Genomic DNA, 24026 nt, shown 5'->3' with positions numbered 1-24026 from the left:
GCGTGACGTATAAAGCCAGGGCCGGAGGCCCGAGCTGGAGTAAGCAAACATGAAGTTTAAATTTCCACTCCAAAAAGTCTTAGAGCATCGCAAGATTAAAGAAAACCTGGCCCAGAAGGACTTCCAGGAGGCCATGCTTCTTTTAAATAAAGAAAACGAGCTTCTTGAGCAGATGAGCGAGCAAGTCACAGGCGCCCATGCGCAAGCAGGAGCCTTAGCGCATCAGGGTGGGGCCCAAGGTCCAGCTCTTTCGCAGATTCATGAGTTCTTAAAAGGCCAGCAAATCCGCATCCAGCGCCAAAAGCAAAAAGTTCAAGAAATCGAAAAATTGGTCGAGGCCAAAAGAGAGATTTTGCGACAAGCCGCCCAGGAATATAAAATTATGGAGAAGATGCGTGAAAACAAGTTCGAAGAATATCGACTTGGCCGACTCGCACAAGACCAAAAAGACATGGATGAACAAAGCATCCTGCGCTTTAAAGCGGTGAAGGAATCCTAAAGAATGAAAAACGGATACGATCAATTTTTCCAAAATGCACGCAAAGTCGCCGATCAACAGCAAGGTGGAATGAAATTCAATAAAAAACCTGCAGCGACAAAATTGCATTTGGATCTTGCATCGGAAGACGTTGAACAACAACTTCGCCGTCGTATGAAAATGTCTCAACCTAAAAGAAAGAAAAAGGCCACGATTCCTTGGAAGATGGTGGGCGTTTCCTTTATGGGTTTGATGGTGGCGATCTGGGGATTCCAAAATCACGAAGAAGTTGAAAGAATCATTAAGCGCGTTGAATTTCAAATGACCGGTCAAGCTTATGCGGAAGAAGCGCCGAAAGTTTCTGCTCCCGCAGCACCTGCAGACAAGCCGGCAGAAGCGGCTCCCGCAGCGGCTTCGATGAGCAGTGTTGAAATTGATCATTTGCAAAAATTGAATGAAAGAAAAAAAGAACTCGATGCACGTGAAGAAGAACTCAACCGTATGGAAGGGGAGCTTCAAGTGCAGAAGGTGGAATTAGAAAAGCGTTTGAAAGATCTTGAGGAAATGCGCGCGAAGATCTCCGGCATCCTTGAAGAACGGGTCAAGGCTGACGACCAGAAGGTCGATACCTTGGTACAGATGTACACCAATATGAAAGCGCCACAAGCGGCCAAAGTCTTTGAGACAATGGACGAGGATTTGGCAATTGAAATACTTGGTCGTATGAAAAAGAAGAACGCTGCTGATATTATGAATTTGTTAAAACCAGAGAAGGCTCAGGTTCTGTCTGAGATGTTCGCTGGATATAAAAGACGTCCCGCAAGCGACGCAAAATAAATAAAACTTTTTCCAAGGAAGGAGGAAGGTTTGTTACAAAGTATCGTCGGACCCCCTATGGTGGGTGCGACCGATTTGAGGTCTCAACCGGAAAGAACGGTGGATAAAGACTTCAAAGGTTCCGGCTCCGAATCTTCATTCGGCAAGGCCCTCGAAGACAAGATGTCTGCAAAGAGCCCGAAAGAATCGAAGGAAGTGAAAGAGTCACCGCAGAAGGAAACGCGGCAGAAAGAGGAAAAAGAACCTCCGCAAGCCAAGGCCGAAGCGAAGAAGGAACAACCGGTCGACAAAACCGAAGGGAAGATAGCCAAGAAGGCAGTTCGACAGCAGGCAATTCAAGAGTTCATGGACTCATTCGAGAGTGAATTCCAAATCCCTCCCACACGACTTGTGGAGGCGATGGCCCAGCTGGACGACAAGCAACTTACACAATCTCCCGAGGTAACAGCGGATGCTGTGATTGATCAATTGGGTTTAAGTGAAGCAGACGCTGAAAAAGCGCAGGCGATGTATGCCGCTTTGCTTGTACAACTCAGTCAGATGCCAACACAGCAACAACAAAAGCCGACACCAGAAATGGTGACGGGTGGCGCTGGTATGACTCAACAGAATATGCAAATGCGTGTGGCGAATGCTCAAGGCAAGCAAGATGCTTTGACCGCTTCCGTAGATCGCATGAATAAAAAGTTTTGGACGACTCCAGAGCAGCAAACTCCGCCAACGGCAATGCCATCCTTGGATGCGGCTTTAGCGCAAAACCTGAACATAGATGAAGAGTCCATGTCAGCGGCGTTAGAGCAGGAAGTTCCAATGGAAGCGCCGCCGGCGATGGAAATGCCTGAAGCTCCGGCCAACGCAAAGCCATTGCCTGAATTGCCACCGCACTTAAAAGGCCAAATGAGCGAGACGATGTCTCCGGCCTTGTTGGCGGCACTCGCGGCAAAACAAGCAGCGGCGAAAGCTCAAGGCGCAGAGGGACAGTCTGCAGCGGAACAAGTTCCAGAGTTGACGAATGAGTTCCAACAAGTGGCGCAAGCTCCTAAACTTGAAAAGCCTCAAGCACTGCTTGCCGGACAAGTTCCGCAGGCAAATGCCAAGATGGCGAATCAGGAATTCTTCCAAAACCAATCTCAGGGACAAATGATGCAACAGAATTCTCAGAATCTGGCGCAACAGGGAATGTCCTCAGAGAAAGAAAGTGCATTGACGAAGCTGACGACGAAAAGTGCGGATTTCCAATCCAGCCTTTCCGGTCTTGAAGCGGTTCATGCTCAGCCGATCAAGGGTGAAGCATTGGGTCTGCCTCAAGCAACGCCAGTAGCTGCGGCCGCAACGCCAACGCCCGTCAATCAAGCCGAGAACGAAGCCGCGGTGAAGCAGCTCATGAATCAAGCCCAATATCTTATTAAAAAAGGTGGCGGCGAGATGAAAGTTCAAATGACCCCTGAGGGCATGGGAACGATTCATCTGAAAGTGATGCTTCAAGACGGTAAAGTGAACATGCAGATGTCAGCAGATACTCAAGAGGCTAAGAAGGCGATTGAGTCTAGTCTAGCTGAACTGAAAACCAGTCTTGCTGCTCACAAGCTCTCAATGGAAAATGTAAAGGTGGATGTTGTGAATTCAACGTCTGCGGATACAGCGATGCAAAACCAAACCAATAACAACGGCAACCAGCAGCGTGATCAAGCTCGCCAGTTCTGGAACCAGTTCAACGAAAACTTCGGTTCTCAAGGACGTCGTGAAGGTTACTCTGAAATGCCGAACTTAAAAGGTTACGGAATGCGCAATCGCGATCCACTTCAACCCATCGAAACTTCCAGCACTGCTCGAAGTTCCCGAAAAGTTGAAGGCAAAGGCAGTGGATTAAATCTTGTAGCGTAAGGGCGTGAGCCCGCAGAGCTGAAGCGCCGAGCAGGCGCGTAAGCTGAAGCAGCAAGAAACTTTTTAGAAGGAGACCTCAATGGCAGTCATGAGTACCAAACTAGGAGTCAACGCATTCGGCGCAACAACAACGAAAGCCGAAAACGTAGGTGCTTCTAACGTCAGTGCTCTCGATAAAGATAAACTTGGCGGCGAAAACGTCGGCGAAGTTTTAAATAAAATCGTTGATGCCAATTGGACGGATCCGGCGAAAAAAGCCCGCACGACGGGAAATCCCAACTTGGATAAAGATGCTTTCTTCAAGTTGATGCTGACGCAAATGAAAAACCAAGATCCGACGAATCCAATGAAGAGTCACGAGATGGCGGCACAGCTTGCGAACTTCTCGTCTCTCGAGCAAATGCAGAACATGAACAGAACATTGGAAGAATTGAAAAACGGACAGAAACCAACAGAAAGTTTCCAAGCGTTGAACTTGATCGGTAAAGCCGTGTCAGGTGATTCTTCAAAAGTTGTTCGTGGCGTGAATGATAAAGAGCACGATTTCAAATTCAATCTTCCAATGGAAGCGGCGGAAGTAAGTGTGAAAGTTCGTGATGCCGAAGGAAACATTGTTCGTTCATACAACCTCAAAGGTTTGAAGCCAGGCGAAAACAAACTGACTTGGAACGGTGAGGATGAAAAAGCAATGAAAGCTCCTCCGGGAGAATATCAATTCATCGCAGAAGCAAAAACAGGCGATGGTAAAAAAATGGGATTGAAAACAGACTTCGAAGGAATGATCACAGGCGTGAGTTATTCACCAGAAGGCCCTGTTCTTCACGTGGGAAATCAGGCGATTCGTTTCTCTGACGTGAAGAAGATCACAGACCCTCGTCTTATGAGCAACGACCAGAAAATAAATGATGTTACAAACCTAGACTTGAAGAAAGATGATGCCCTAGGACAAACTGAAAAAGAGGGGAATGTTGTTCAACAAACATCTTCCACTGCTAGCGCTCCTACGGCAAAATCGAATATCATGAAGAATGTGGGTTTGTCCCGCGACATGATGGAGAAGATCGCTAAGGAGACAGCGAAGTAATGGTAGATTTAAAGAAGATACAAACATTCGACCAACTTGTTCCGAGCCAGCCAGGGAAAATAAAACAACCTGACTTGGGTAAGGGACCTTCCTTCAAGGACACCTTGAACAACATCTCGGGCGTAACGCCTCAGAATGTTGGACAAGTAAATCCTCAAGGCCTTGCCAAGGCTGCTGAAGGAGTGAAGTTCTCGAATCACGCGATTGAGCGCATGAGAACTCGGGGGATTAGTTATTCACCTGAGGACATCACGAAGCTGCAAGACGCGATCTCGAGAGCGGCGGCGAAAGGTTCCAAGGATTCATTAGTGTTAATGAATGACTCGGCACTGATCGTCAGCGTGAAGAATAATACCGTTGTGACGGTGATGGATAAGAACGCATTGAAAGAAAATGTGTTCACGAACATCGACTCAACAGTAGTTATCTAGGACGCAAGAACACAGAAGCTCAGGAAGAGCGGATGTGGGAAGTTAACAGAGTGGACGGGCTTAGTTAGCTTTTGTTTGAAAAATTAAATAATTTTAGGGCTGGTCCTCGTAGAGGAGGCCCTCCAAACGGCGGATTCCGAATGAAGACGCCAACGACATGGAGGTCACATGGGTATTCTTTCATCTCTTTACACGGGTGTGTCTGGTATGACTGCGCAAGGCGAAGCTTTGGGCGTTATCGGGGACAACATCGCCAACGCGAACACTATCGGTTTCAAAGCAAGCCGTGCAGAATTCCAAGATATTATTTCTAAAAACTTAAAAGGTATTCTTGGTGGTAACCAAATCGGTCGCGGTGTGAAGATCGGTGCAGTAAACCCAATCTTGACTCAAGGTAATATCGACGCCACAGAAAAAGTCACTGACTTGGCAATTTCGGGTGACGGTTACTTCAAAGTAAAAGGTTCCGATGGCGAATCTTACACTCGTGATGGTTCTTTCCACTTTGACCGTGAAGGTTACTTGGTAACGAACGACAACCAAAAAGTTCAAGGTTTCTCGACAGACGAGAAGGGCAATATCGTTAACAAAATGACAGATATCAAGTTCCCTCGCGCGTTGATCCCAGCAAAAGCGACAAAAGAATTGAAATTGGATCTGAACTTAGACTCGCGCATGGAAGCGACTAAGAAATTTGATATCAAAGATCCATATTCCACTTCTCACTACTCTACGGGTGTAGAGATGTTTGACTCTCAAGGTAATAAACACTTGGTAAGTTTCTTCTTCAATAAAGTGGCTGACCGTGAGTGGGAATTCAAAGGCCTTGTTGACGGTAAAGAAGTCACTGGTGGCGAAGACGGACTGTTGTCTCAAGTATGTGCTGGTAAGTTGACGTTCACGGTAGACGGTAAACTTGACAGCCAAGAAACGACAGAGGCGAACTTCAACTTCAAAGGTGGTGCTCTTCAAGACCAACAAGTTAAGATCAATTTCGGTGACGCTATTAAAGATGGCGGTAAAGGTTTGGAAGGTACTAAGCAGTACGGTAAAAACTCTGACTTGATCTCTTGGCACCAAGATGGTGCAGCGGCCGGAACGATCACTGGTTTGTCATTCAATGACGAAGGTATCTTGACGGCAGTTTACTCGAATGGACAAGCTTCTGACCTTGCTCAGATCGCTCTTGCGAAATTCGAAAATCCAGAAGCTCTTTTCAAAGTTGGTAACAACCGTTTGAAAGAATCTAGAGACTCTGGTGCGGCTTCTTTGGGTGGCCCGGGTTCAGCTGGTCGCGGTAAGTTGTTTGCTAAATCTCTTGAGAGATCAACAGTAGACTTGGCGACAGAATTCGTAAACATGATCCAAAATCAACGTGGTTTCCAAGCCAACGCGAAGACAATCACGACGACAGATGAACTTTTGAACGAGGTTATCCAGCTTAAGAGATAATAATCTGATCTAAAACCTAATGACCATGTCGACGGGCTCTCTGACCAGGAGCCCGTTTTTTATTTTTCGCGCCTTGCCGTAAATGCGAAATCTCATTTATGCAATCATGATTACGGCACCGTTTGATTTTAAGTTTGCAATCCAAAATGAGACGTCCGTTAAATGTATGTAATAATGCTGTGTTTACGGGGTTTTATTACATTTCCGACTTTTGTTTAGAGACAAACCTGTTATATCCTTGGGCTCAGAAATAACATGAACGTAACAAAGGTGACTCTGTATGAGATGCTTAGTAGTTGAAGACGATAACGAAATCGCAACGATCGTGAAACAGGGCTTAGGGGAACTTGAAGGCGAAGTGGAAGTTGAAGCTAACGGCCGCCGCGCTTACGAGAGAGCTTTGACAAATCATTACGACATCATCGTACTTGATCTAATGCTTCCTGAGATGGACGGTTACACATTCGCAAAGTCTTTGCGCGAAAAAGAAGTGAACACGCCAATCTTAATCCTTAGCGCCTTGCGCGAATTAGATGACCGTTTAAAAGGTTTAAGCATGGGTGGTGATGACTACCTTACTAAACCTTTTGCAATGGCTGAGTTGCAAATCCGCGTTAAAAATCTTTTGAAGCGCGCGCAAAAAGCTTCTGAAGTGACTCAATTGGTTTTCCAAGATTTGAAGTTGAACCGATTGAATCGTGAAGTCGTACGTGCGGGTCGCAAGTTGGATCTTCAAGAAAGAGAATTCGTTCTTCTAGATCTATTCATGAGCAATCCAAATAAAATCATCGGAAAACAAACGATCCTTAAGGAAGTTTGGAACTATGATTTCGATCCACAAACAAACGTGGTAGACGTATTGGTATGCCGTTTAAGAAACAAGTTAGAGAAGGATTTCCCTACACGACTTATTTATACGGTCAGAGGTGTAGGATATGTTCTTAAGTCGTCTTAAGCCGACTCTTTTCCGAATCAGCACTAAATTGACCTTAGCGTACTCTTTAGTGCTGATCCTTAGTTCCACTGTCATATTTAGCTTCCTGTACTTTCAAATAAGTCACGCCCTGCAAAATCAGGAACGACTGGTATTGGAAGCTAAACTCGAAGAATACCGCAATCGTATCGAGATGCGCGGTCTCAAAGAGCTGACGGACTATTTTTCTTATGTCCCTGGTTATGATCAGAATGCCTCTTTACTGGTGAGTTTGGTGAACTCGCGAGGAGACGTCCTTTTTATTCACGAACCGGTTTCCGGTACGAATGTGGATTTTGAGGATGTGAAGTCCGAGGTTATCAATCAAAAGTCTCCGCATTTTGATTTCGTGATGCCCGAAGCAAAGGGGAATGACAGTCTTTTGGTGTTTGGTAAAACGCTGAAAGATGGCAATCGTCTTTTCGTTGCTAAAAGCACAGAAGGCATGGGCGTTCAATTACGCAATCTGCAGAAGATATTCTGGTGGCTGCTATTGCCGGTGGCTTTGGTGGGTTTCTTAGGGGGCTTGTTCCTTTCGAATAAAACTTTAAGTCCGGTGCGTGAGCTTCTGACTTCCATGAAAAAGATCGAAGGTGGCTCTTTATCGACGCGCGTGCCGATCGGCGGCAGCGATGATGAGTTGGAAGAGCTAAAAATTCTTTGCAATAAGATGCTCGATAAAATCGAAAATCTTGTTAACGGCTTGAAAGAAGCTTTTGATCACTTAGCCCACGATATTCGAACGCCGGTGACCCGTCTGCGCGGTCGAGCCGAACTGGCATTGCAAGCCGAAGGTGATATCGAAACTTATCGTGAAGCTTTGCAAAGCTGTTTTGAAAACTCAGACAAGATTCTTAATTTCTTGCAGGTTTTGACGGATATTACTGAGGCAGAAAACCGCAGTAAAAAACTGAAGCTAGAAAAGAAATTTATCAGCCAATTGGTTGAAGAGATCATGAGCCTGTACGAAATGGCTTTTGAAGAAAAAGATATTAAGATCAGTGTGAAGCTGGATGCTCATGACTGGGCTATGGTGGACGCGCGACTTATCAGTCGAGTGATCGCCAATCTTTTAGATAATGCTCACAAGTACACTCCATCGGGTGGCGAAGTGTTGATTGAAACAATCAATCAAACTGAAAACGTGATTCTGCGTGTGACTGACACCGGTCCGGGTATTGCTGCTGAAGAGCACGGTGCGATCTTTCAAAAGCTTTATCGCAGCGATAAGAGCCGTTCTGAATACGGAATGGGTTTGGGCCTTACATTCGTAAAAGCCGTAGTGGAAGCGCACGATGGAAAAGTGTCTGTCAAAAGTCCCGTTAAAGACGGAAAAGGCACTGAATTCGAAGTTCTTTTGCAAAAGATGTCCTAATAAAGCGCACTTCGGTGCGCTTTATCCTGTTGTCAGAATTCGCTTTGTAGTAAGCTTATTTTAAATTCGAATACACCAAGGGTTTCGCGAAGGAATTTCGCGAAAGTTTTTTGATGGTAGGGTCGCCATCCTTTACAGAAAGGATGCCCTATGGAACTTGGTGAAAAGTTCTTGAATCTTCTATTTATATTTATTCCCCTGATTTTCTTTGTATCACTTTTCTTCTATATGGAATCTCGTCGAAAATCCAAAGAGGCCGAGATCTCAAGTGGCGACGACTCGGCAAAAAATCAGAAACGTCCCTAGTAAGAAATTTCGATGACTTGAACGTCTATTTCTCGAGTTGAAGAACGTCCTTGAGCATCCGTTGTTGGGATTTGCTGGCGATAGGTTTTTTTACTCATTTGGGGGGTGATCGAATGGTCACCTTGCTTGTAGTAGGTCTGTAAAACATGGACGGTTTTACCATTGGACTTAAATGCGAAATTGATGCTTTCAGCATCTTGCAGGTCGACATTGAAATGGATAACGCCGTTTTGCGAAGGGACAGACGCGATCTTTTGTCCGTTCAATAAAACGTCAATCATGGCGCCATTCGCAGCATCGGTCAGAACACTTAAGGACTTCACACTGTGAAGATCCGAAGGGCTTGTGGGCGCGCTAGAAGAGGTCTTTCCCGCATCAACGATCGTCAGTGAAACCCCGATGCTTCCAGATGTTGTCGCTGCATGCACGGTCATGGCTGCTAAAAGTGTTGTGATCAACGCCGGAATATAGATTTTCATGGAACAGCTCCTTCAGCTAAGTGGTGAATATGAGGAAGCAATCCTTGTACCTATAAAGAAGAAAGGCTGCGTTCAACTTGAACCTTTTGGGCTGTAAAATTCTTTGTCACAAGGCTTTTTTGGGCATTGTTTTGCAATCCAAATTATCGGAAATGCTGTCGGTCTCCCTCTGAAAAGAGGGCGCGGAAGATCTGCAAAAAACAAGAAGGTTACAAGTTACGCTTGCGTAATTGACCCTCTGTAGCCCATTAAATTAAATCCACGTAAGACTTTGTGTTTTGTCTACATGTTTAAATTTGCATAATGTTTATTCGAAGATGTCTCGAACTAAGGAGAGATCTTGTGGCGAAGCTTGATACGCACGTAGAAGCAAAAAGTCGTTCCGGAAAAAAGAATTCTAAATCACCCGCGAAACCCATGAAGATGAAAGAATTTTCGTCAGTCGACAAAAAAAATGTCGCACCGTCAACCTTTCTGAATTTTGAATTGCCAACAGACACAAACCCGAAAGAGCAACTGCGCCAACTCTTGTTCACAGTAAAAGCTGTGCGCCGCGGTGACTTTGCGGTGCGTATGCCTGTTGGGCAAGAAGGCATCATCGCCGAAATCGGTGAAGTATTAAATGACATCATTGAACTCAACGAAAACATGGCCAACGAATTCGTCAGAGTGCGAAGCACCGTCGGCCTTGAAGGTAAGATGAATGAACGTGTGTCGATGGGTTCGGTGCGTGGAGCTTGGGCGACAAGCGTAGATTCCGTGAATCTTCTTATCGGGGATCTTGTGCAACCAACACAAGAGGTTGCGCGTGTTATCACCTCCGTGGCAAAAGGCGACTTGTCACAAAAGATGTCCTTAGAAATTGAATCTCGTGCGGTAAAAGGAGAATTCTTGCGTATTGGTACCACGGTGAATGCCATGGTGGATCAGCTGAATTCATTTGCCTCAGAGGTAACGCGTGTTGCGAAAGAGGTGGGTACCGAAGGAAAGCTGGGCGGACAAGCAGATGTTCGCGGTGCTTCTGGTATTTGGAGAGACTTAACAGACAATGTAAACAGCCTTGCGGGCAACTTGACCGACCAGGTACGTAACATCGCAAAAGTAACTACGGCCGTGGCAAAGGGTGACTTGTCACAAAAAATCACGGTTGACGCCAAGGGCGAGATCTTCGAGCTGAAAAATACAATCAACGTCATGGTGGATCAGCTTTCATCATTCGCGGCCGAGGTAACGCGCGTTGCGAAGGAAGTAGGTACGGAAGGTCGTCTAGGTGGTCAGGCGGACGTAAAAGGTGTTTCTGGTACATGGAAAGATTTAACAGACAACGTAAATGGTCTTGCGAATAACTTAACGGCGCAAGTACGTAACATCGCGAAGGTAACAACAGCCGTTGCCAACGGTGACTTGTCACAAAAAATCACAGTCGATGCTCGCGGTGAAATCTTAGAACTAAAAAATACAATCAACGTGATGGTGGATCAGTTGAACTCATTCGCGGCCGAGGTGACGCGTGTTGCGAAGGAAGTAGGTACGGAAGGTCGTTTGGGTGGTCAGGCTGATGTAAAAGGTGTGTCTGGTACTTGGAAAGATCTAACGGACAACGTAAATGGTCTTGCGAACAACTTAACAGCGCAAGTACGTAATATCGCAAAAGTAACAACGGCCGTTGCCAACGGTGACTTATCACAAAAGATCACGGTTGACGCCAAAGGCGAAATCTTAGAACTGAAAGACACCATCAATACGATGGTGGATACACTGCGTTCGTTCGCCGCCGAGGTGACTCGTGTCGCGAAAGAGGTGGGTACTGAAGGTAAACTAGGTGGTCAGGCCGACGTAAAAGGTGTGTCTGGTACTTGGAAAGACTTAACAGACAACGTAAACGGTCTTGCTGGAAACTTAACGGCGCAAGTACGTAACATCGCGAAAGTAACAACAGCGGTTGCGACAGGCGACTTATCTCAAAAGATCACAGTTGATGCTAAAGGTGAAATCCTTGAACTGAAAAATACAATCAATACGATGGTGGACCAGTTGAACTCGTTTGCTGCCGAGGTGACTCGCGTCGCGAAAGAGGTGGGTACTGAAGGTAAACTGGGTGGACAAGCAGAAGTTCGCGGAGTTTCCGGTACGTGGAAAGACTTAACAGACAACGTAAATAGCTTAGCGGGCAACTTAACAGATCAAGTACGTAATATCGCAAAGGTAACAACTGCGGTTGCAAAAGGTGACTTGTCACAAAAAATCACCGTTGATGCCAAAGGCGAAATCTTTGAATTAAAAAATACGATCAACGTCATGGTGGACCAGTTAAACTCCTTCGCTGCCGAGGTGACTCGTGTTGCGAAAGAGGTGGGTACTGAAGGTAAGTTGGGCGGACAAGCCGAAGTAAAAGGGGTTTCCGGTACATGGAAAGACCTTACTGATAATGTGAACGGTCTAGCTGGAAACTTAACAGCGCAAGTACGTAACATCGCGAAAGTAACAACGGCCGTAGCTAAAGGTGACTTGTCACAAAAAATCACCGTTGATGCCAAAGGCGAGATCTTCGAATTAAAAAATACAATCAATACGATGGTGGATCAGTTGAACTCCTTCGCAGCCGAAGTGACTCGTGTTGCGAAAGAGGTAGGTACTGAGGGTAAACTGGGCGGACAAGCAGAGGTTCGTGGAGTTTCGGGTACGTGGAAAGACTTAACTGATAACGTAAATAGTCTTGCTGGAAATCTGACGGCGCAAGTACGTAACATCGCAAAAGTAACGACAGCCGTTGCAAAAGGTGACTTGTCACAAAAAATCACCGTTGATGCAAAAGGTGAAATCCTGGAGCTTAAAAATACGATCAACGTGATGGTGGATCAGTTGAACTCGTTTGCTGCCGAGGTGACTCGTGTGGCGAAAGAAGTAGGTACGGAAGGTAAACTGGGCGGACAAGCCGAAGTAAAAGGTGTTTCCGGTACATGGAAAGACTTAACGGATAACGTAAATGGTCTTGCGGGAAATCTGACAGCCCAAGTTCGTAATATCGCCAAAGTAACAACGGCCGTAGCAAAGGGTGACTTGTCACAAAAAATCACCGTTGATGCGAAAGGCGAAATCCTAGAGCTTAAAAATACGATCAACGTGATGGTGGATCAGTTGAACTCGTTCGCTGCCGAGGTGACTCGTGTGGCAAAAGAGGTAGGTACTGAAGGTAAACTGGGTGGACAGGCGGACGTAAAAGGTGTGTCTGGTACTTGGAAAGATTTAACAGACAACGTGAACTTCATGGCGTCGAACTTAACAATGCAAGTTCGTGGTATCGTGAAAGTCGTTACTGCCGTTGCCAATGGTGACTTGAATCAAAAATTCGTTCTTGAAGCCAAAGGGGAAGTGGCCGCTCTTGCGGAAACGATCAACTCGATGACAGACACGCTTCGTACATTCGCAGATCAAGTATCTACGGTGGCACGTGAAGTGGGTGTCGAAGGTAAACTAGGAGCTCAAGCGCACGTACCAGGGGTTGCCGGCACGTGGAAAGACTTAACAGACAACGTAAACTTCATGGCGTCGAACTTAACAAAACAAGTTCGCGGTATCGTGAAGGTCGTTACCGCAGTTGCGGAAGGTGACCTGAATCAAAAATTCGTTCTTGAAGCCAAAGGGGAAGTGGCCGCTCTTGCGGAAACGATCAACTCGATGACAGACACACTTCGTACATTCTCTGACCAGGTCACAACGGTGGCTCGTGAGGTGGGTATTGAAGGTAAACTGGGCGGACAAGCGAAAGTTCCGGGTGCTTCAGGTACGTGGAAAGACTTGACCGACAACGTGAATCAGCTTGCCGGAAACTTAACGACACAAGTTCGTGCCATCGCCGAAGTATCGACGGCGGTAACGAAAGGGGATTTAACTCGTTCTATCACAGTTGAAGCTCAAGGTGAGGTTGCGGCCCTTTCAGAGAACATCAATCAGATGATCTCGAATCTGAAAGACACGACTCAAAAGAACCAAGAGCAAGACTGGTTGAAAACGAACCTCGCGAAATTCTCGGGAATGATGCAAGGTCAACGTTCTGTGACCTCAGTGGCTCAATTAATCATGTCTGAACTGACTCCGCTGGTGGATGCACGTCACGGTACGTTCTTCATGGCGGAAACAGAAGGCAATGAAACAGTCTTGAATCTGATTGCGAGCTACGCATTCACGGAAAGAAGAAATGTTTCTAATAAATACAAACTTAAAGAAGGTCTGGTAGGTCAATGTGCGTTTGAGAAAAAACGTATTCTTTTGATTTCTCCTCCAGATGACTATGTAAAAATCAGTTCGAGCATTGTTGAGGAAAAACCGCGCAATGTGATCGTGCTTCCGGTTCTGTTCGAGGGTGAATTAAAAGCCGTTATTGAGTTGGCTTCAGTTATTCCTTTCACTCAGAACTACATCAACTTCTTGGATCAGTTGATGGATTCCGTCGGTGTTATCCTAAATATGATCTCGTCAAGTATGAGAACAGAAGAACTTCTGCAAGAGTTGAAACGTTCCAACGCGGAATTGGAGGCTCAAGCAAAAGAACTGGAAGAAAAAGCGAAACTTTTGGAAGTCAAAAACCAAGAGGTGGAGCTGGCATCCCGCTCACTCGAAGAAAAAGCGGAACAGTTGTCACTTATTTCGAAGTACAAATCCGAGTTCCTGGCGAACATGTCCCACGAGCTTCGCACGCCGCTTAATAGCTTGTTGATCCTGTCAAAAACATTGGCGGACAATAAAGATAAAAACCTCAGTGCCGAACAAGTGAAGTTTGCAAGTACGGTGCATTCTGCGGGACAAGATTTATTGGCATTGATCAATGAGATCCTTGATCTTTCAAAAGTGGAAGCAGGAAAAATGCCTGTTACGCCAAAGGCGGTACCACTCAAAGAAGTTCAAGAATACATCGAGCAAACATTCCGTCCGGTGGCAGAGCACAAAGGTTTGGATTTCGTGATCGAAACCAGCACAGATCTTCCAAAGAACATGTATACGGATGAAAACCGTCTGCAACAGATTTTGAAGAATCTTTTATCTAATGCCTTCAAGTTCACTGAAAAAGGACAAGTGAAGTTGGAAGTGCTTTGGGACAAGACTCGTCGTGAGTTTGGTGGCGAAGGTGGTAAGTCCAAAGGCGCCATTGTGTTCCGAGTGACAGACACCGGTATCGGTATTCCACTAGAAAAACAAAAACTGATCTTTGAAGCCTTCCAACAAGCCGATGGTACAACAAGCCGTAAATACGGTGGAACTGGTTTAGGGTTGACGATCAGCCGAGAGATCGCTCGTCTCTTAGGCGGTGTGATCGAAGTCCAAAGCCAACCGGGCGTGGGCAGTAGCTTCACTTTGGTTCTGCCTTTAAAATACACGGGCGCGGAATCTCAAAGTGTTGGTATAGAGGCGGACGAAAGCACTCAAGCGCAGCCATTGCCGGTTAACGCCGATTTCACGGGAAGAAAAGTTCTGATTGTCGATGACGATGTTCGTAACGTTTTCGCTCTTTCCAGTGTGTTGAAAATGCGTGGCATGAATGTGGTCTTCGCCGAAAATGGCAAACAAGGGATCAAAGTACTTACCGAAAACCCAGATACGGATCTGGTTTTGATGGACACAATGATGCCAGAGATGGATGGATTGGAAGCGACTCGCGAAATCCGCACACTTCCTCAGTTTGCGAATTTGCCAATCATTTCATTGACCGCAAAAGCGATGAAGGGTGACAGAGAGAAATGTATCGAAGCCGGAGCTTCGGACTATGTCACGAAGCCGGTTGACGAAGCACATTTGCTATCAGTCATGTACTCTTGGTTGCCGAATAAAGAAAAAATGAACTAGTTATGCGTAAAGATCAGAGCCTCGTAGACATTTTAATAGTCGATGACCGTATCGACGGGCTTATCACCTTGGAAGCCGTGCTGGATATGCCCGGCGTGAACTTGGTGAAGGCTCAGTCAGGTCGCGAGGCATTGGATCTTTTGAATCTTTATGACTTCGGTGTGATTCTATTAGACGTGCAAATGCCAGAGCTTGATGGTTTCGAAACCGCCGCTTTGATTCGTAAGCACGAAAAATACAAACTCACGCCGATTATTTTTGTAACGGCGATTAATAAAGACGAACGCTATATTTATCGCGGATACGAAGCCGGAGCGGTGGACTATATCTTCAAACCTTTTGAGCCGCAGATTTTGCGTTCAAAAGTCAGCGTGTTCATTGAGCTCTTCAAAAAAAATCGCCAACTACAGGCGCAAGCTGAAACGATTCGCGAAAGTGAACGCCGCGAGCGCTATTTACGTCTGACAGAATTAGAAAACGAAAGTCTGAAGCGTTACCGAAATCTTGCAGACGCGATTCCTCATATGGTGTGGCGTGCGCGCGGGGACGGAACTTTGGATTACTTCAACAAAGGTTGGAGTGATTACACCGGACTTTCTTTAGAAAAAAGTTTCGGCAGCGGATGGCAAGCAGCCTTTGTCAGTGAAGACCTACCTCATTTTTTAAAGACTTGGATGCAAGCTATGGCAGACGGCAGTTCGTTTGAATGCGAATGTCGTATCACCAAGCACGATGGTGAACAGCGTTGGTTCTGGGTGAAGGCTGTTTCCGAACTTAATCAATTCGGACAAGCACAAAGCTGGTTGGGAACTTGTACTGATATCCATGATCGAAAGATGGCGGAAATTCGACTTATTCAGGCGGAAAAAGAGGCTAAAGCCGCGAATCTTTCAAAAACCAGTTTCCTGGCGAACATGAGCCATGAGATTCGCACGCCAATGAATGCCATTCTGGGTTTCACCGAACTGATGTTAGAACCAAATCAAACCTCAGAAGATCGTATTGACTGCATTCATACGGTACAAAGAAATGCCAGCCAGCTTTTAAAGATCATTGATGAAATTTTAGATATTTCCAAAGTTGAGTCAGGACACATGACTATTGAACATGTGGAAGTCAATATGTCGGCATTGCTTGATGACCTGAAAAATCTCTTAAATCTTCAGGCTGCCGACAAGGGCTTGGACTTTGAAATCAAACTGATAAATTCAATTCCGCGTTCGATCTATTCGGATCCTACACGCCTAAGACAAATTCTTTTAAATCTGGTCGGAAACTCTTTGAAGTTCACGAGTCACGGATTTGTTCACTTAGACGTTGAATGGCAGAATGATGAAATGCGGTTTCTTATTTCTGATTCCGGCGTAGGTATCGCACCGGAACACGCCTCCAAGCTTTTCCAACCGTTTGTTCAGGAAGACGGTTCAACCACGCGTAAGTTTGGTGGAACTGGATTAGGACTGGCACTTTCTCGTCAATTGGCTCGCGCTATGGGTGGCGACGTTAAATTGGAAGAAAGTGAACGGGGAAAAGGCAGTAAGTTCTTGGTGGTCATCCATGCAGAGCCGGTCATCAAAGGGAACTTCATCTCGAATTTGGAATTTGGAATTCAACGTAAAAGAAAAGGCATTTCTGAAATCAGCGATGGCCGTTTAAAAGGCATGAAAGTGCTTTTGGTAGAGGATGTTCTAGATAACCAGGCTTTGATGGTTCACTTTCTAAATATTGCAGGAGCGCACGTCGATGTGGCTAACAACGGTCAAGAAGGAATCACCAAAGCTTTGAAGAACAGCTACGACGCCGTTTTAATGGACATTCAAATGCCATTGATGGATGGCTATGAGGCGACACGTCTTCTAAGAGCTCAAAGTTTTAAAGCTCCCATCATAGCTCTGTCCGCGCACGCTTTGCGAGAAGAGCGAGAAAAAAGTATTAACGCCGGTTGCACAGAACACCTTGCTAAGCCGGTGGAGTTCAACGTTCTGATTGAGCATCTTTCGAAGTTCAATCCTAATCAAACTAAGGAAGGGGATGCTCATGTCCGGTGAGATACCTGATGATATCCGCGAGTTTATTCGAAGGTATATCAGCTCGGTTTCTCTGTTAGAAGTTTTACTGTTGATGAAGCGGGATTCGACGAAAGCGTGGCGCGCAGAAGACATTAGTTCTGAAATGCGAACGAACGTATCTTACGCCTCATCACAGCTTGCAGAGTTGGCGGCAGCAAAATTAATCGTAAATAATGGCGGGGGCTACGAATTCCCTGCAGATTCCAAACAAATGGAGATCCTCAATCGATTGGAAGAGCTCTACGCCAATCGTCGATCTTCTGTTATTGGATTTATTTATTCTCAACCTATTGATAGCATCCGCGACTTCGCGAATGCCTTTAAGATTAAGAAGGACTAGTTATGGCATTCGTGGTCTATCTTCTTTGTTCGGTTATGAGCACCTTCTGTGCATTTATGTTAATGCGGGCCTATCTTAGCAATCGCACAAGACTTCTTTTTTGGAGCAGCGCCTGCTTTGTCGGAATCGCTATAAACAACATCTTACTTTCGGTCGATTTTCAATTGGGACCCAGTTATGACCTGTCTACGATCCGCGCGGTGATTATTTTCGTGGCGATGGCTTCGTTTATTTACGGTTTGATTTGGGATACGGTGTAATATGGACAATCAAGAATTTAATCAGTTTCTGTATGGCGCCGTGATGATGGCGTCGATAGCCGCCGGCACTTTCTTCCTCAAATTTTGGAGAAAGACCGCCGATCACTTTTTTCTTTTATTTTCTTTAGCCTTTTTTTTGTTGGCTATTGAACGGTTTATCTTTGTGTTTATTCAAAGTGAAAACGAAGTTCATACTTATGTCTTCGTCTTCCGTTTGTTGGCATTTATGATGATTACGGGCGCAGTGGTCGAAAAAAACCGAGCTTAAACGCCCAAGTAAGACTTACGGACCTCGTCGTTGTTCAGAAGATTCTGAGCTGAATCCTGCATAACGACGCGGCCGGTTTCCAAAACATAAGCGCGCTGAGAGATCTTTAAAGCCATGCGCGCGTTCTGTTCCACTAAAAGAATCGTCATTCCTTCTTTATTCAGTTTTTTCACAATTTCAAAAATCTGCGCGACAATTAAAGGGGCCAAACCTAACGAAGGCTCATCCAAAAGCAGTAGCTTCGGTTTGCACATTAAAGCACGGCTGATGGCGAGCATCTGTTGTTCACCACCAGAAAGAGTGCCGGCCATTTGCGCTATACGCTCTTTGAGACGAGGAAAAAGCTCAAAGCACATCTCGAGATCTGTTTTTACCTGTGCTTTATCAGAGCGGGCATAAGCCCCCATTTCAAGATTTTCGTAAACACTCATTTGCGGAAAGACTCCGCGACCTTCGGGAGATTGTGCAATGCCCAGATTCACGCGTTTGTGCGTCGGAACTTTAACCAGATTCTGATTCGCGAATGAGATTTGTCCCTGAACAGGGACAAGGCCTGAAATAGCTCTTAAGGTCGTTGTTTTACCTGCACCATTGGCGCCGATTAAAGAAACGACTTCCCCTTCGTTGACGTAAAAACTAACCCCTTTTAAGGCCTGAATAGAGCCATAGAAGACTTCCAGATTTTCGACAGTTAAAAGAGGAGAACTCATTCTTTTTCCTCCACACCAAGATAAGCTTCGATCACTTTTTGGGAGCCTTGCACTTTTTGGGGATCGCCTTCCTCGATTTTCACACCGTGGTCTAAGACGATGATATTTTCGCAGATGCCCATCACCAGTTTCATATCATGCTCGATCAAAAGGACAGTCAGCTTAAACTCTTCACGAATTTTTGCGATAGTCTCCATCAAATGATGAGTTTCAGAATGATTCATACCGGCGGCGGGTTCATCTAAAAGAATAATTTTAGGGTCCGTTGCAAGCGCGCGAACAATCTCAAGCTTTCGTTGTTCTCCGTAGGGGAGCGAGTTTGCCGGCTTGTGCGCTTTTTCATCCAAATGAAAAATTTTAAGCAGGCTCATCGCCTTTTCCTGCAAGTCTTTTTCTGCTTTGCGGAAGCGGGATGTTTGCAAAAGAGTATCGAAAAGCCCGTAATGCATGTGTTGATGGCCCGCAATCAGAACATTGTCTAAAACCGTAAGGCCTTTAAAAAGACGGATGTTCTGAAAAGTACGAGTGACTCCATGATGAGAGATCTCATAAGGTCTCAGACCTTTTAAAGATTTACCTTCAAGAGCGACGTCGCCATGAGTGGGCTGATAAACGCCGGTTAACATATTAAAGACCGTCGTTTTACCCGCTCCATTAGGACCGATCAATCCAGCAAGCTGACCTTTGCGGATTTTAAACTCTAATGAGTCGACAGCCTTCAAACCGCCGAACTGCATGGTGATCTTACGCGCCTCAAGCAGAACGTCGGACATATTTTCTCCAAACATCGGTGATTTCTTTTTCGCCGAAAAGTCCTTTCGGGCGAAGAATCATAACCAGGATCAAAAGCAAAGAGTAAATGACCATGCGCAGGTCTACGCCGGTAAATTCCTGCAAGGGACGCAAAGCTTCTGGCAGTATTGTTAAAACGATAGCGGCAACAATCGAGCCGGTCATAGATCCCATGCCGCCCAAAACCACCATGATCACGGCATTAACACTCAAAAGGAAAGTAAATGAGGAAGGATTAATAAAGTTCGTGAAATGTGCGAACAAAGAGCCCGCAACACCCGCAAAGAAACTGGAAAGTACGAAGGAGCGAACTTTCATGCGAGTTGTGTTGATGCCCATGGCTTCAGCGGCGATTTCATCTTCACGCACACTTAAAAAACCGCGGCCGTAAGTGGAGTGCATCACACGCCAGATCGTGAAAAAGCAAATCACTAACCACACGGACGCAAAGATAAACGAAAACAAAAAGGAACCAAAACCGGGAATCCCTGAGTAACCACGAGGGCCGCCTAAGAAATCCATATTAAGCAGGGCCACGCGAATGATTTCTCCGAAGCCCAAAGTCACGATTGCAAGATAGTCCCCTTTAAGTCTTAAGGAAGGAAGCCCCACTAAGAACCCAGCCACCGCTGCTAATAAACCGCCGCCTAAAGCATAAATAAAATATTCCACGGCTTGAAATGACGGAGGAATTAAATCCCAATGAGTGTTGGCGTAAGCAGAAAAATAAGCGCCAATCGCCATGAATCCCGCATGTCCCAAGGAAAACTGTCCTGTGTAACCATTAACCAGATTCAAGCTCATAGAAAGCAGACAGTTCACTAAAGCAAAAAGCAAGATGAGTTGGAAGTAAGCATTTATTCCAAAATCAAGAATGAAACCTAAACCACAAAGAACCAAAAAAGCGAGCAGGGGAGATTTTAGTGACTTAATCATTAAACTTTCTCCACCGAGTATTTACCTAAAAGCCCTGCAGGCTTAAAGATCAAGATCACGATCAAAATACCGAAAGCCAGGGCGTCACGATATGTACTGGAAAGATAAGCTACGACCATTTCTTCTGAAAGGCCCATAATCAAAGCGCCTAAAACGGCGCCACCTAAATTACCAATTCCACCCAATACGGCGGCGACAAAAGCCTTCATCCCAATCATCATTCCCATCAAAGGATCGATTTTAGGATATTTCATTCCCACAAGAACGCTGCCGACGCCGGCCAACGAAGAGCCCACCACGAAAGTAAACGCAATGATGCGATCCGGATTTACACCAAGAAGGCTGGCGACAGAAGCATTGCTGCTTACGGCGCGCATCGCACGACCGATTTTAGTTTTAAAGATAAGAAAATTTAAAGCGAGCATCGCAATGATGCTGACAACAAGAACAGTCACATCAAAAGATTTGAGTTCGACGTTACCGATGTTGAATAAGACAAAGTCATTTATCACGGAAGGGAAGACTTTAGGATCCGCACCAAATACAACTTGTCCCGAATATTCCAGGAACAAACTCACACCGATAGCCGTAATCAGAATATTTAATTTTGGTGAATTTCGAAGAGGGCGGTAAGCCAGACGTTCAATGACCAGACCTAGAATACTGCAACAGATCATCGAAACGATTAAAAGAGTGATCAGAGAAGAAATGCCCGGGTTGTTTTCAATGCCGATCCAGCGGGCGAAATAATAAGCGGCAAAGGCACCCACCATGTAAACATCGGAGTGGGCGAAGTTGATCATTTTCAGGATTCCATACACCATCGTGTAACCAAGGGCGATCAGTGCGTAAATAGAGCCAAGACTGATACCATTGATAATGTGTTGTATGAAATCCTGCATGCACCGTCCTTATGGCGTGATCGTCGTAATAAATTTGCGGTTGTTACCGTCTACTTGAATGATCACCGCACTTTTCACAGCGTCGCGATTTTCATTCAAAGTGATTTTGCCTGTCACACCTGCAAAATCTTTCGTCTTAGCTAGTTCATCACGAATAGACTTACCTGACAAGTCGGGAGCACGCTCAATGGCCGCCGCCAAGATTTTTCCCGCGTCGTAACCCAAAGCTGCCAAGGCATCTGGAGTCTCGTTGTATTTCGCTTTGAATTTTTTGATGAACTCAGTCACCGCAGGATCTGTGGACTCTGTCGTGTAGTGATTTGAATAGTAGTTTCCGTTCACAGCTTCTTTGCCGATTTCAGAAAGCTTGTCACTGTCCCAGCCGTCGCCGCCCATCAGTGGCACTTTGATACCTAATTGGCGTGCTTGTTGAGAGATCAAGCCGACTTCTGTGTAGTAACCCGGAACGTAGATGCCATCTGGATTTTTAGAGCGGATCTGAGTCAGTTGGGCTTTGAAATCGATGTCACCAGCTTGATAGCTCAGATCGTTCGTGATTTCACCACCACGTTTTTTAAACTCTTCCGAAAACACGTCCGCCAGGCCTACACTGTAGTCATTTTTTACGTCACGAAGGATCGCCACTTTTTTAAGCTTCAAATTCTCGTTTGCGAATTTTGCCATCACGAAACCTTGAAAAGGATCAATGAAGCAAATACGGAAAACGTAGTCACCGATTTTAGTCACATCAGGATTTGTCGATGCAGGAGAAAGAAAGGGAACTTTGGCATTTTGAGCAATGGGAGCAGACGCTTTAGAGCGACCACTGGCAACACCACCGATGATGGCAACCACTTTATTTTGATTAATAAGGCGAGTGACGGCTGCGGCAGCCTCTTCGTTTTTTCCCTGGTCATCTAAAGTGACCAAAGAAATTTTCTTTCCTTTGATCCCACCAGCCGCATTCACCTCATCCAGGGCCAAACGAACGCCTTTGTTTGAACTCAATCCGAAAGTAGCATCGCTTCCTGTCAGGGAGTCATACTCACCAATCACGATTTCATTTTCTTTTTTTGTACAACCCGCCAAAAGCGGAAGCACCAATACCAAAGTTAAAAGCAGGCGTCTCATCGGGACCTCATTTCTAAGAGTGCAAATAGATACACACTAGAATTCAAGTTCCCAAAACTCTGGTCAAGATAAAAAGGCAGAAGAAAGGACTTCGAATGAAGTCCTATGTAGCAAGAATGTTCGCCAAAGAAAGAAGATCCAATTGGGTCTTCTTTTCATTCTTAGTCACAAGGTCTAAAGGCACTTGCACTAAGCGTTCGCCTTCCGTGCCGATCATGATATCGCAATAGCCTTTAAGCAGAGAATCAACGGCGGCTGCGCCCATACGGCTAGCTAGAATGCGATCTGCCGCGGTTGGTGATCCACCACGCTGTTGATGACCCAAAATGCAGACCTTCGCATCCATTCCGGATTTTTTACGAATGGCATCCGCAAGATCATAAGCGCGACCCGGCTTTTGACCTTCGGCAGTGATAAGAATACTGCTAGTTTTGCCACGACCGATGGCTTCTTTAATACGGTCCAAAGCCTTTTCGACCGTAGTATTTCCTTCAGGCGTGAAGATTTCCTCAGCACCACCCGCAAGACCGACGTGAGATGCAATAAAGCCAGAGTTTCGACCCATCACTTCCACGATAAAAAGACGATCATGAGAAGCCGCCGTATCACGAATTCTATCGATAGCTTCAAGAGCCGTATTCACCGCCGTATCAAAGCCAATCGTTTTATCACTTCCAAAAATATCGTTATCAATCGTGCCGGGAACACCGACAATAGGAAATTGATGCTCTTCCCAAAGAGCATGAGCACCGCGAAAAGATCCATCACCACCAATACAAACCATGGCATCAATACCCGCAGCACGTAAGTGTTGAGCGGCTTTAGCACGGCCTTCGGGTTTCATGAACTCAGTAGAACGGCCGGTTTTTAAGACAGTGCCTCCACGTTGAATGATATTTGCCATATCACGCAAATGAAGCTGCGAAATTTTATTTTCCATCATTCCGACGTATCCGTTTTGAATACCGTAGACCTCAAGATTTTGCGCAATCCCCACCCGAACCACAGCACGAATCGCCGCATTCATTCCGGGAGCATCGCCACCGCTAGTATAAACACCAATCTTCTGAATCTTCTTACTGAACTGAGCCATAGAAACAGGCTACCGATCCCCCATAAAAAAGCCAAGCCGATTCAAAAGTCTTCCATGCCGACAAGCGCCGAAGGCGCAATTTTGGTCCGAGCCTAGGGTTCCTGCTCTTGGGCCTTTTCGCTCGGACAGTCCTCGCGCTTGGGATTCTGGGGTGGCTTCTTTGTTTTGGGTCTTTAGTTTTCAGCGTTGTGTTGCAGAAGTTTTTGGCGCTGCGGAACTCGCTACAAGGCCCAAGAGCAGGAACCCTAGGCTCAGACCAAAATTAGATCTCGATGTTTTTTCAGAAGGCCAAACGTCAGCGCAGCTGACCAGAAAATCACAGAGGAACGATCCGATGTCTTTTTTTATTTCCCCAAAAACTGGTTCGGAGAGAGGAAGGGTTTAA

21 protein-coding genes are annotated in these 24026 nt (G+C 45.7%); 14 read left to right on the top strand and 7 right to left on the bottom strand.

The annotated features are described in order from the left end of the window. Nucleotides 1-49: 49 nt before the first annotated feature. The 9 genes from fliJ (at nucleotide 50) to AZI85_RS17595 (ending at nucleotide 8820) form a co-directional block, all read left to right on the top strand. On the top strand, nucleotides 50-499 hold the full coding sequence (gene fliJ / locus AZI85_RS00275; protein WP_063242214.1) for a flagellar export protein FliJ: 450 nt from the start codon (nucleotides 50-52) through the stop codon (nucleotides 497-499). Nucleotides 500-502: 3 nt separating this feature from the next. Further along, complete coding sequence (locus AZI85_RS00270; RefSeq protein ID WP_063242213.1) at nucleotides 503-1315, top strand: MotE family protein; 813 nt, start codon at nucleotides 503-505, stop codon at nucleotides 1313-1315. Between the two features lie 30 nt (nucleotides 1316-1345). After that, nucleotides 1346-3199 carry a flagellar hook-length control protein FliK gene (locus AZI85_RS00265; protein ID WP_253720727.1) on the top strand — a complete coding sequence of 618 codons (1854 nt, stop codon included), beginning with the start codon at nucleotides 1346-1348 and terminating at the stop codon, nucleotides 3197-3199. Nucleotides 3200-3278: 79 nt separating this feature from the next. After that, on the top strand, nucleotides 3279-4283 hold the full coding sequence (locus AZI85_RS00260; protein WP_063242211.1) for a flagellar hook assembly protein FlgD: 1005 nt from the start codon (nucleotides 3279-3281) through the stop codon (nucleotides 4281-4283). Beyond that, nucleotides 4283-4714: a TIGR02530 family flagellar biosynthesis protein gene (locus AZI85_RS00255; RefSeq protein ID WP_063242210.1), complete on the top strand. Its 432-nt coding sequence runs from the start codon at nucleotides 4283-4285 to the stop codon at nucleotides 4712-4714. The genes AZI85_RS00260 and AZI85_RS00255 overlap by 1 nt, the downstream gene beginning before the upstream one ends. A gap of 168 nt (nucleotides 4715-4882) precedes the next feature. Continuing rightward, complete coding sequence (locus tag AZI85_RS00250; RefSeq protein WP_063242209.1) at nucleotides 4883-6166, top strand: flagellar hook protein FlgE; 1284 nt, start codon at nucleotides 4883-4885, stop codon at nucleotides 6164-6166. Nucleotides 6167-6446: 280 nt separating this feature from the next. Further along, entirely contained in the window at nucleotides 6447-7121 is a 675-nt protein-coding gene (locus AZI85_RS00245; protein WP_063205180.1) for a response regulator transcription factor, read from the top strand. Nucleotides 7122-7254: 133 nt separating this feature from the next. After that, nucleotides 7255-8514: a sensor histidine kinase gene (locus AZI85_RS00240; RefSeq protein ID WP_253720725.1), complete on the top strand. Its 1260-nt coding sequence runs from the start codon at nucleotides 7255-7257 to the stop codon at nucleotides 8512-8514. Between the two features lie 150 nt (nucleotides 8515-8664). Next, complete coding sequence (locus AZI85_RS17595) at nucleotides 8665-8820, top strand: hypothetical protein (RefSeq protein ID WP_155723865.1); 156 nt, start codon at nucleotides 8665-8667, stop codon at nucleotides 8818-8820. Here AZI85_RS17595 and AZI85_RS00235 read toward each other — a convergent pair. Further along, nucleotides 8817-9299, bottom strand: coding sequence for a hypothetical protein (locus AZI85_RS00235; RefSeq protein ID WP_063242208.1), 483 nt, complete (start codon nucleotides 9297-9299; stop codon nucleotides 8817-8819). The two genes, AZI85_RS17595 and AZI85_RS00235, sit on opposite strands and share 4 nt — an antisense overlap. Before the next feature lie 417 nt (nucleotides 9300-9716). Between AZI85_RS00235 and AZI85_RS00230 the strand changes: the two genes are divergently transcribed. Genes AZI85_RS00230 through AZI85_RS17990 form a run of 5 tightly spaced genes read left to right on the top strand, consistent with a single transcriptional unit; the run spans nucleotide 9717 to nucleotide 18077 of the window. Beyond that, entirely contained in the window at nucleotides 9717-15140 is a 5424-nt protein-coding gene (locus AZI85_RS00230; protein WP_081110881.1) for a HAMP domain-containing protein, read from the top strand. A gap of 2 nt (nucleotides 15141-15142) precedes the next feature. Beyond that, entirely contained in the window at nucleotides 15143-17188 is a 2046-nt protein-coding gene (locus AZI85_RS00225) for a hybrid sensor histidine kinase/response regulator (RefSeq protein ID WP_063242207.1), read from the top strand. Beyond that, a complete protein-coding gene (locus AZI85_RS00220) occupies nucleotides 17178-17549 on the top strand; it encodes a hypothetical protein (RefSeq protein WP_155723863.1) in 372 nt (123 codons plus the stop codon). Before AZI85_RS00225 ends, AZI85_RS00220 begins: the two co-directional genes overlap by 11 nt. Nucleotides 17550-17551: 2 nt before the next feature. Then, complete coding sequence (locus tag AZI85_RS00215; RefSeq protein WP_063242205.1) at nucleotides 17552-17809, top strand: DUF5985 family protein; 258 nt, start codon at nucleotides 17552-17554, stop codon at nucleotides 17807-17809. Between the two features lies 1 nt (nucleotide 17810). Further along, nucleotides 17811-18077: a DUF5985 family protein gene (locus AZI85_RS17990; RefSeq protein ID WP_063242204.1), complete on the top strand. Its 267-nt coding sequence runs from the start codon at nucleotides 17811-17813 to the stop codon at nucleotides 18075-18077. Here AZI85_RS17990 and AZI85_RS00205 read toward each other — a convergent pair. From AZI85_RS00205 to pfkA, 6 genes are all read right to left on the bottom strand, one after another. After that, nucleotides 18074-18787, bottom strand: a complete 714-nt coding sequence (locus tag AZI85_RS00205) for an ABC transporter ATP-binding protein (RefSeq protein ID WP_063242203.1) — start codon at nucleotides 18785-18787, stop codon at nucleotides 18074-18076. The two genes, AZI85_RS17990 and AZI85_RS00205, sit on opposite strands and share 4 nt — an antisense overlap. Next, a complete protein-coding gene (locus tag AZI85_RS00200) occupies nucleotides 18784-19560 on the bottom strand; it encodes an ABC transporter ATP-binding protein (protein ID WP_063242626.1) in 777 nt (258 codons plus the stop codon). Before AZI85_RS00200 ends, AZI85_RS00205 begins: the two co-directional genes overlap by 4 nt. Then, nucleotides 19541-20512 carry a branched-chain amino acid ABC transporter permease gene (locus tag AZI85_RS00195; protein ID WP_063242627.1) on the bottom strand — a complete coding sequence of 324 codons (972 nt, stop codon included), beginning with the start codon at nucleotides 20510-20512 and terminating at the stop codon, nucleotides 19541-19543. The genes AZI85_RS00200 and AZI85_RS00195 overlap by 20 nt, the downstream gene beginning before the upstream one ends. A gap of 2 nt (nucleotides 20513-20514) precedes the next feature. After that, a complete protein-coding gene (locus AZI85_RS00190; protein WP_063242202.1) occupies nucleotides 20515-21417 on the bottom strand; it encodes a branched-chain amino acid ABC transporter permease in 903 nt (300 codons plus the stop codon). Between the two features lie 9 nt (nucleotides 21418-21426). Continuing rightward, nucleotides 21427-22548, bottom strand: coding sequence for an ABC transporter substrate-binding protein (locus AZI85_RS00185; RefSeq protein WP_063242201.1), 1122 nt, complete (start codon nucleotides 22546-22548; stop codon nucleotides 21427-21429). A gap of 103 nt (nucleotides 22549-22651) precedes the next feature. Next, nucleotides 22652-23641, bottom strand: coding sequence for a 6-phosphofructokinase (gene pfkA, locus AZI85_RS00180; RefSeq protein ID WP_081110853.1), 990 nt, complete (start codon nucleotides 23639-23641; stop codon nucleotides 22652-22654). Nucleotides 23642-24026 lie beyond the last annotated feature (385 nt).

Source organism: Bdellovibrio bacteriovorus, from assembly GCF_001592755.1.
In the GTDB taxonomy this organism is placed as follows: domain Bacteria; phylum Bdellovibrionota; class Bdellovibrionia; order Bdellovibrionales; family Bdellovibrionaceae; genus Bdellovibrio; species Bdellovibrio bacteriovorus_E.
The sequence above is the reverse complement of the archived record's forward strand: the minus strand, read 5'-3'. Positions and strand labels throughout refer to the sequence as shown.

Excerpts from the sequence above, each read along its gene's own strand:
- fliJ (WP_063242214.1), top strand. The coding sequence starts at position 50 with ATGAAGTTTAAATTTCCACTCCAAAAAGTCTTAGAGCATCGCAAGATT.
- AZI85_RS00270 (WP_063242213.1), top strand. The coding sequence starts at position 503 with ATGAAAAACGGATACGATCAATTTTTCCAAAATGCACGCAAAGTCGCC.
- AZI85_RS00260 (WP_063242211.1), top strand. The coding sequence starts at position 3,279 with ATGGCAGTCATGAGTACCAAACTAGGAGTCAACGCATTCGGCGCAACA.
- AZI85_RS00255 (WP_063242210.1), top strand. The coding sequence starts at position 4,283 with ATGGTAGATTTAAAGAAGATACAAACATTCGACCAACTTGTTCCGAGC.
- AZI85_RS00250 (WP_063242209.1), top strand. The coding sequence starts at position 4,883 with ATGGGTATTCTTTCATCTCTTTACACGGGTGTGTCTGGTATGACTGCG.
- AZI85_RS00245 (WP_063205180.1), top strand. The coding sequence starts at position 6,447 with ATGAGATGCTTAGTAGTTGAAGACGATAACGAAATCGCAACGATCGTG.
- AZI85_RS17595 (WP_155723865.1), top strand. The coding sequence starts at position 8,665 with ATGGAACTTGGTGAAAAGTTCTTGAATCTTCTATTTATATTTATTCCC.
- AZI85_RS00235 (WP_063242208.1), bottom strand. The coding sequence starts at position 9,299 with ATGAAAATCTATATTCCGGCGTTGATCACAACACTTTTAGCAGCCATG.
- AZI85_RS00230 (WP_081110881.1), top strand. The coding sequence starts at position 9,717 with ATGAAGATGAAAGAATTTTCGTCAGTCGACAAAAAAAATGTCGCACCG.
- AZI85_RS00225 (WP_063242207.1), top strand. The coding sequence starts at position 15,143 with ATGCGTAAAGATCAGAGCCTCGTAGACATTTTAATAGTCGATGACCGT.
- AZI85_RS00220 (WP_155723863.1), top strand. The coding sequence starts at position 17,178 with ATGTCCGGTGAGATACCTGATGATATCCGCGAGTTTATTCGAAGGTAT.
- AZI85_RS00215 (WP_063242205.1), top strand. The coding sequence starts at position 17,552 with ATGGCATTCGTGGTCTATCTTCTTTGTTCGGTTATGAGCACCTTCTGT.
- AZI85_RS17990 (WP_063242204.1), top strand. The coding sequence starts at position 17,811 with ATGGACAATCAAGAATTTAATCAGTTTCTGTATGGCGCCGTGATGATG.
- AZI85_RS00205 (WP_063242203.1), bottom strand. The coding sequence starts at position 18,787 with ATGAGTTCTCCTCTTTTAACTGTCGAAAATCTGGAAGTCTTCTATGGC.
- AZI85_RS00200 (WP_063242626.1), bottom strand. The coding sequence starts at position 19,560 with ATGTCCGACGTTCTGCTTGAGGCGCGTAAGATCACCATGCAGTTCGGC.
- AZI85_RS00190 (WP_063242202.1), bottom strand. The coding sequence starts at position 21,417 with ATGCAGGATTTCATACAACACATTATCAATGGTATCAGTCTTGGCTCT.
- AZI85_RS00185 (WP_063242201.1), bottom strand. The coding sequence starts at position 22,548 with ATGAGACGCCTGCTTTTAACTTTGGTATTGGTGCTTCCGCTTTTGGCG.
- pfkA (WP_081110853.1), bottom strand. The coding sequence starts at position 23,641 with ATGGCTCAGTTCAGTAAGAAGATTCAGAAGATTGGTGTTTATACTAGC.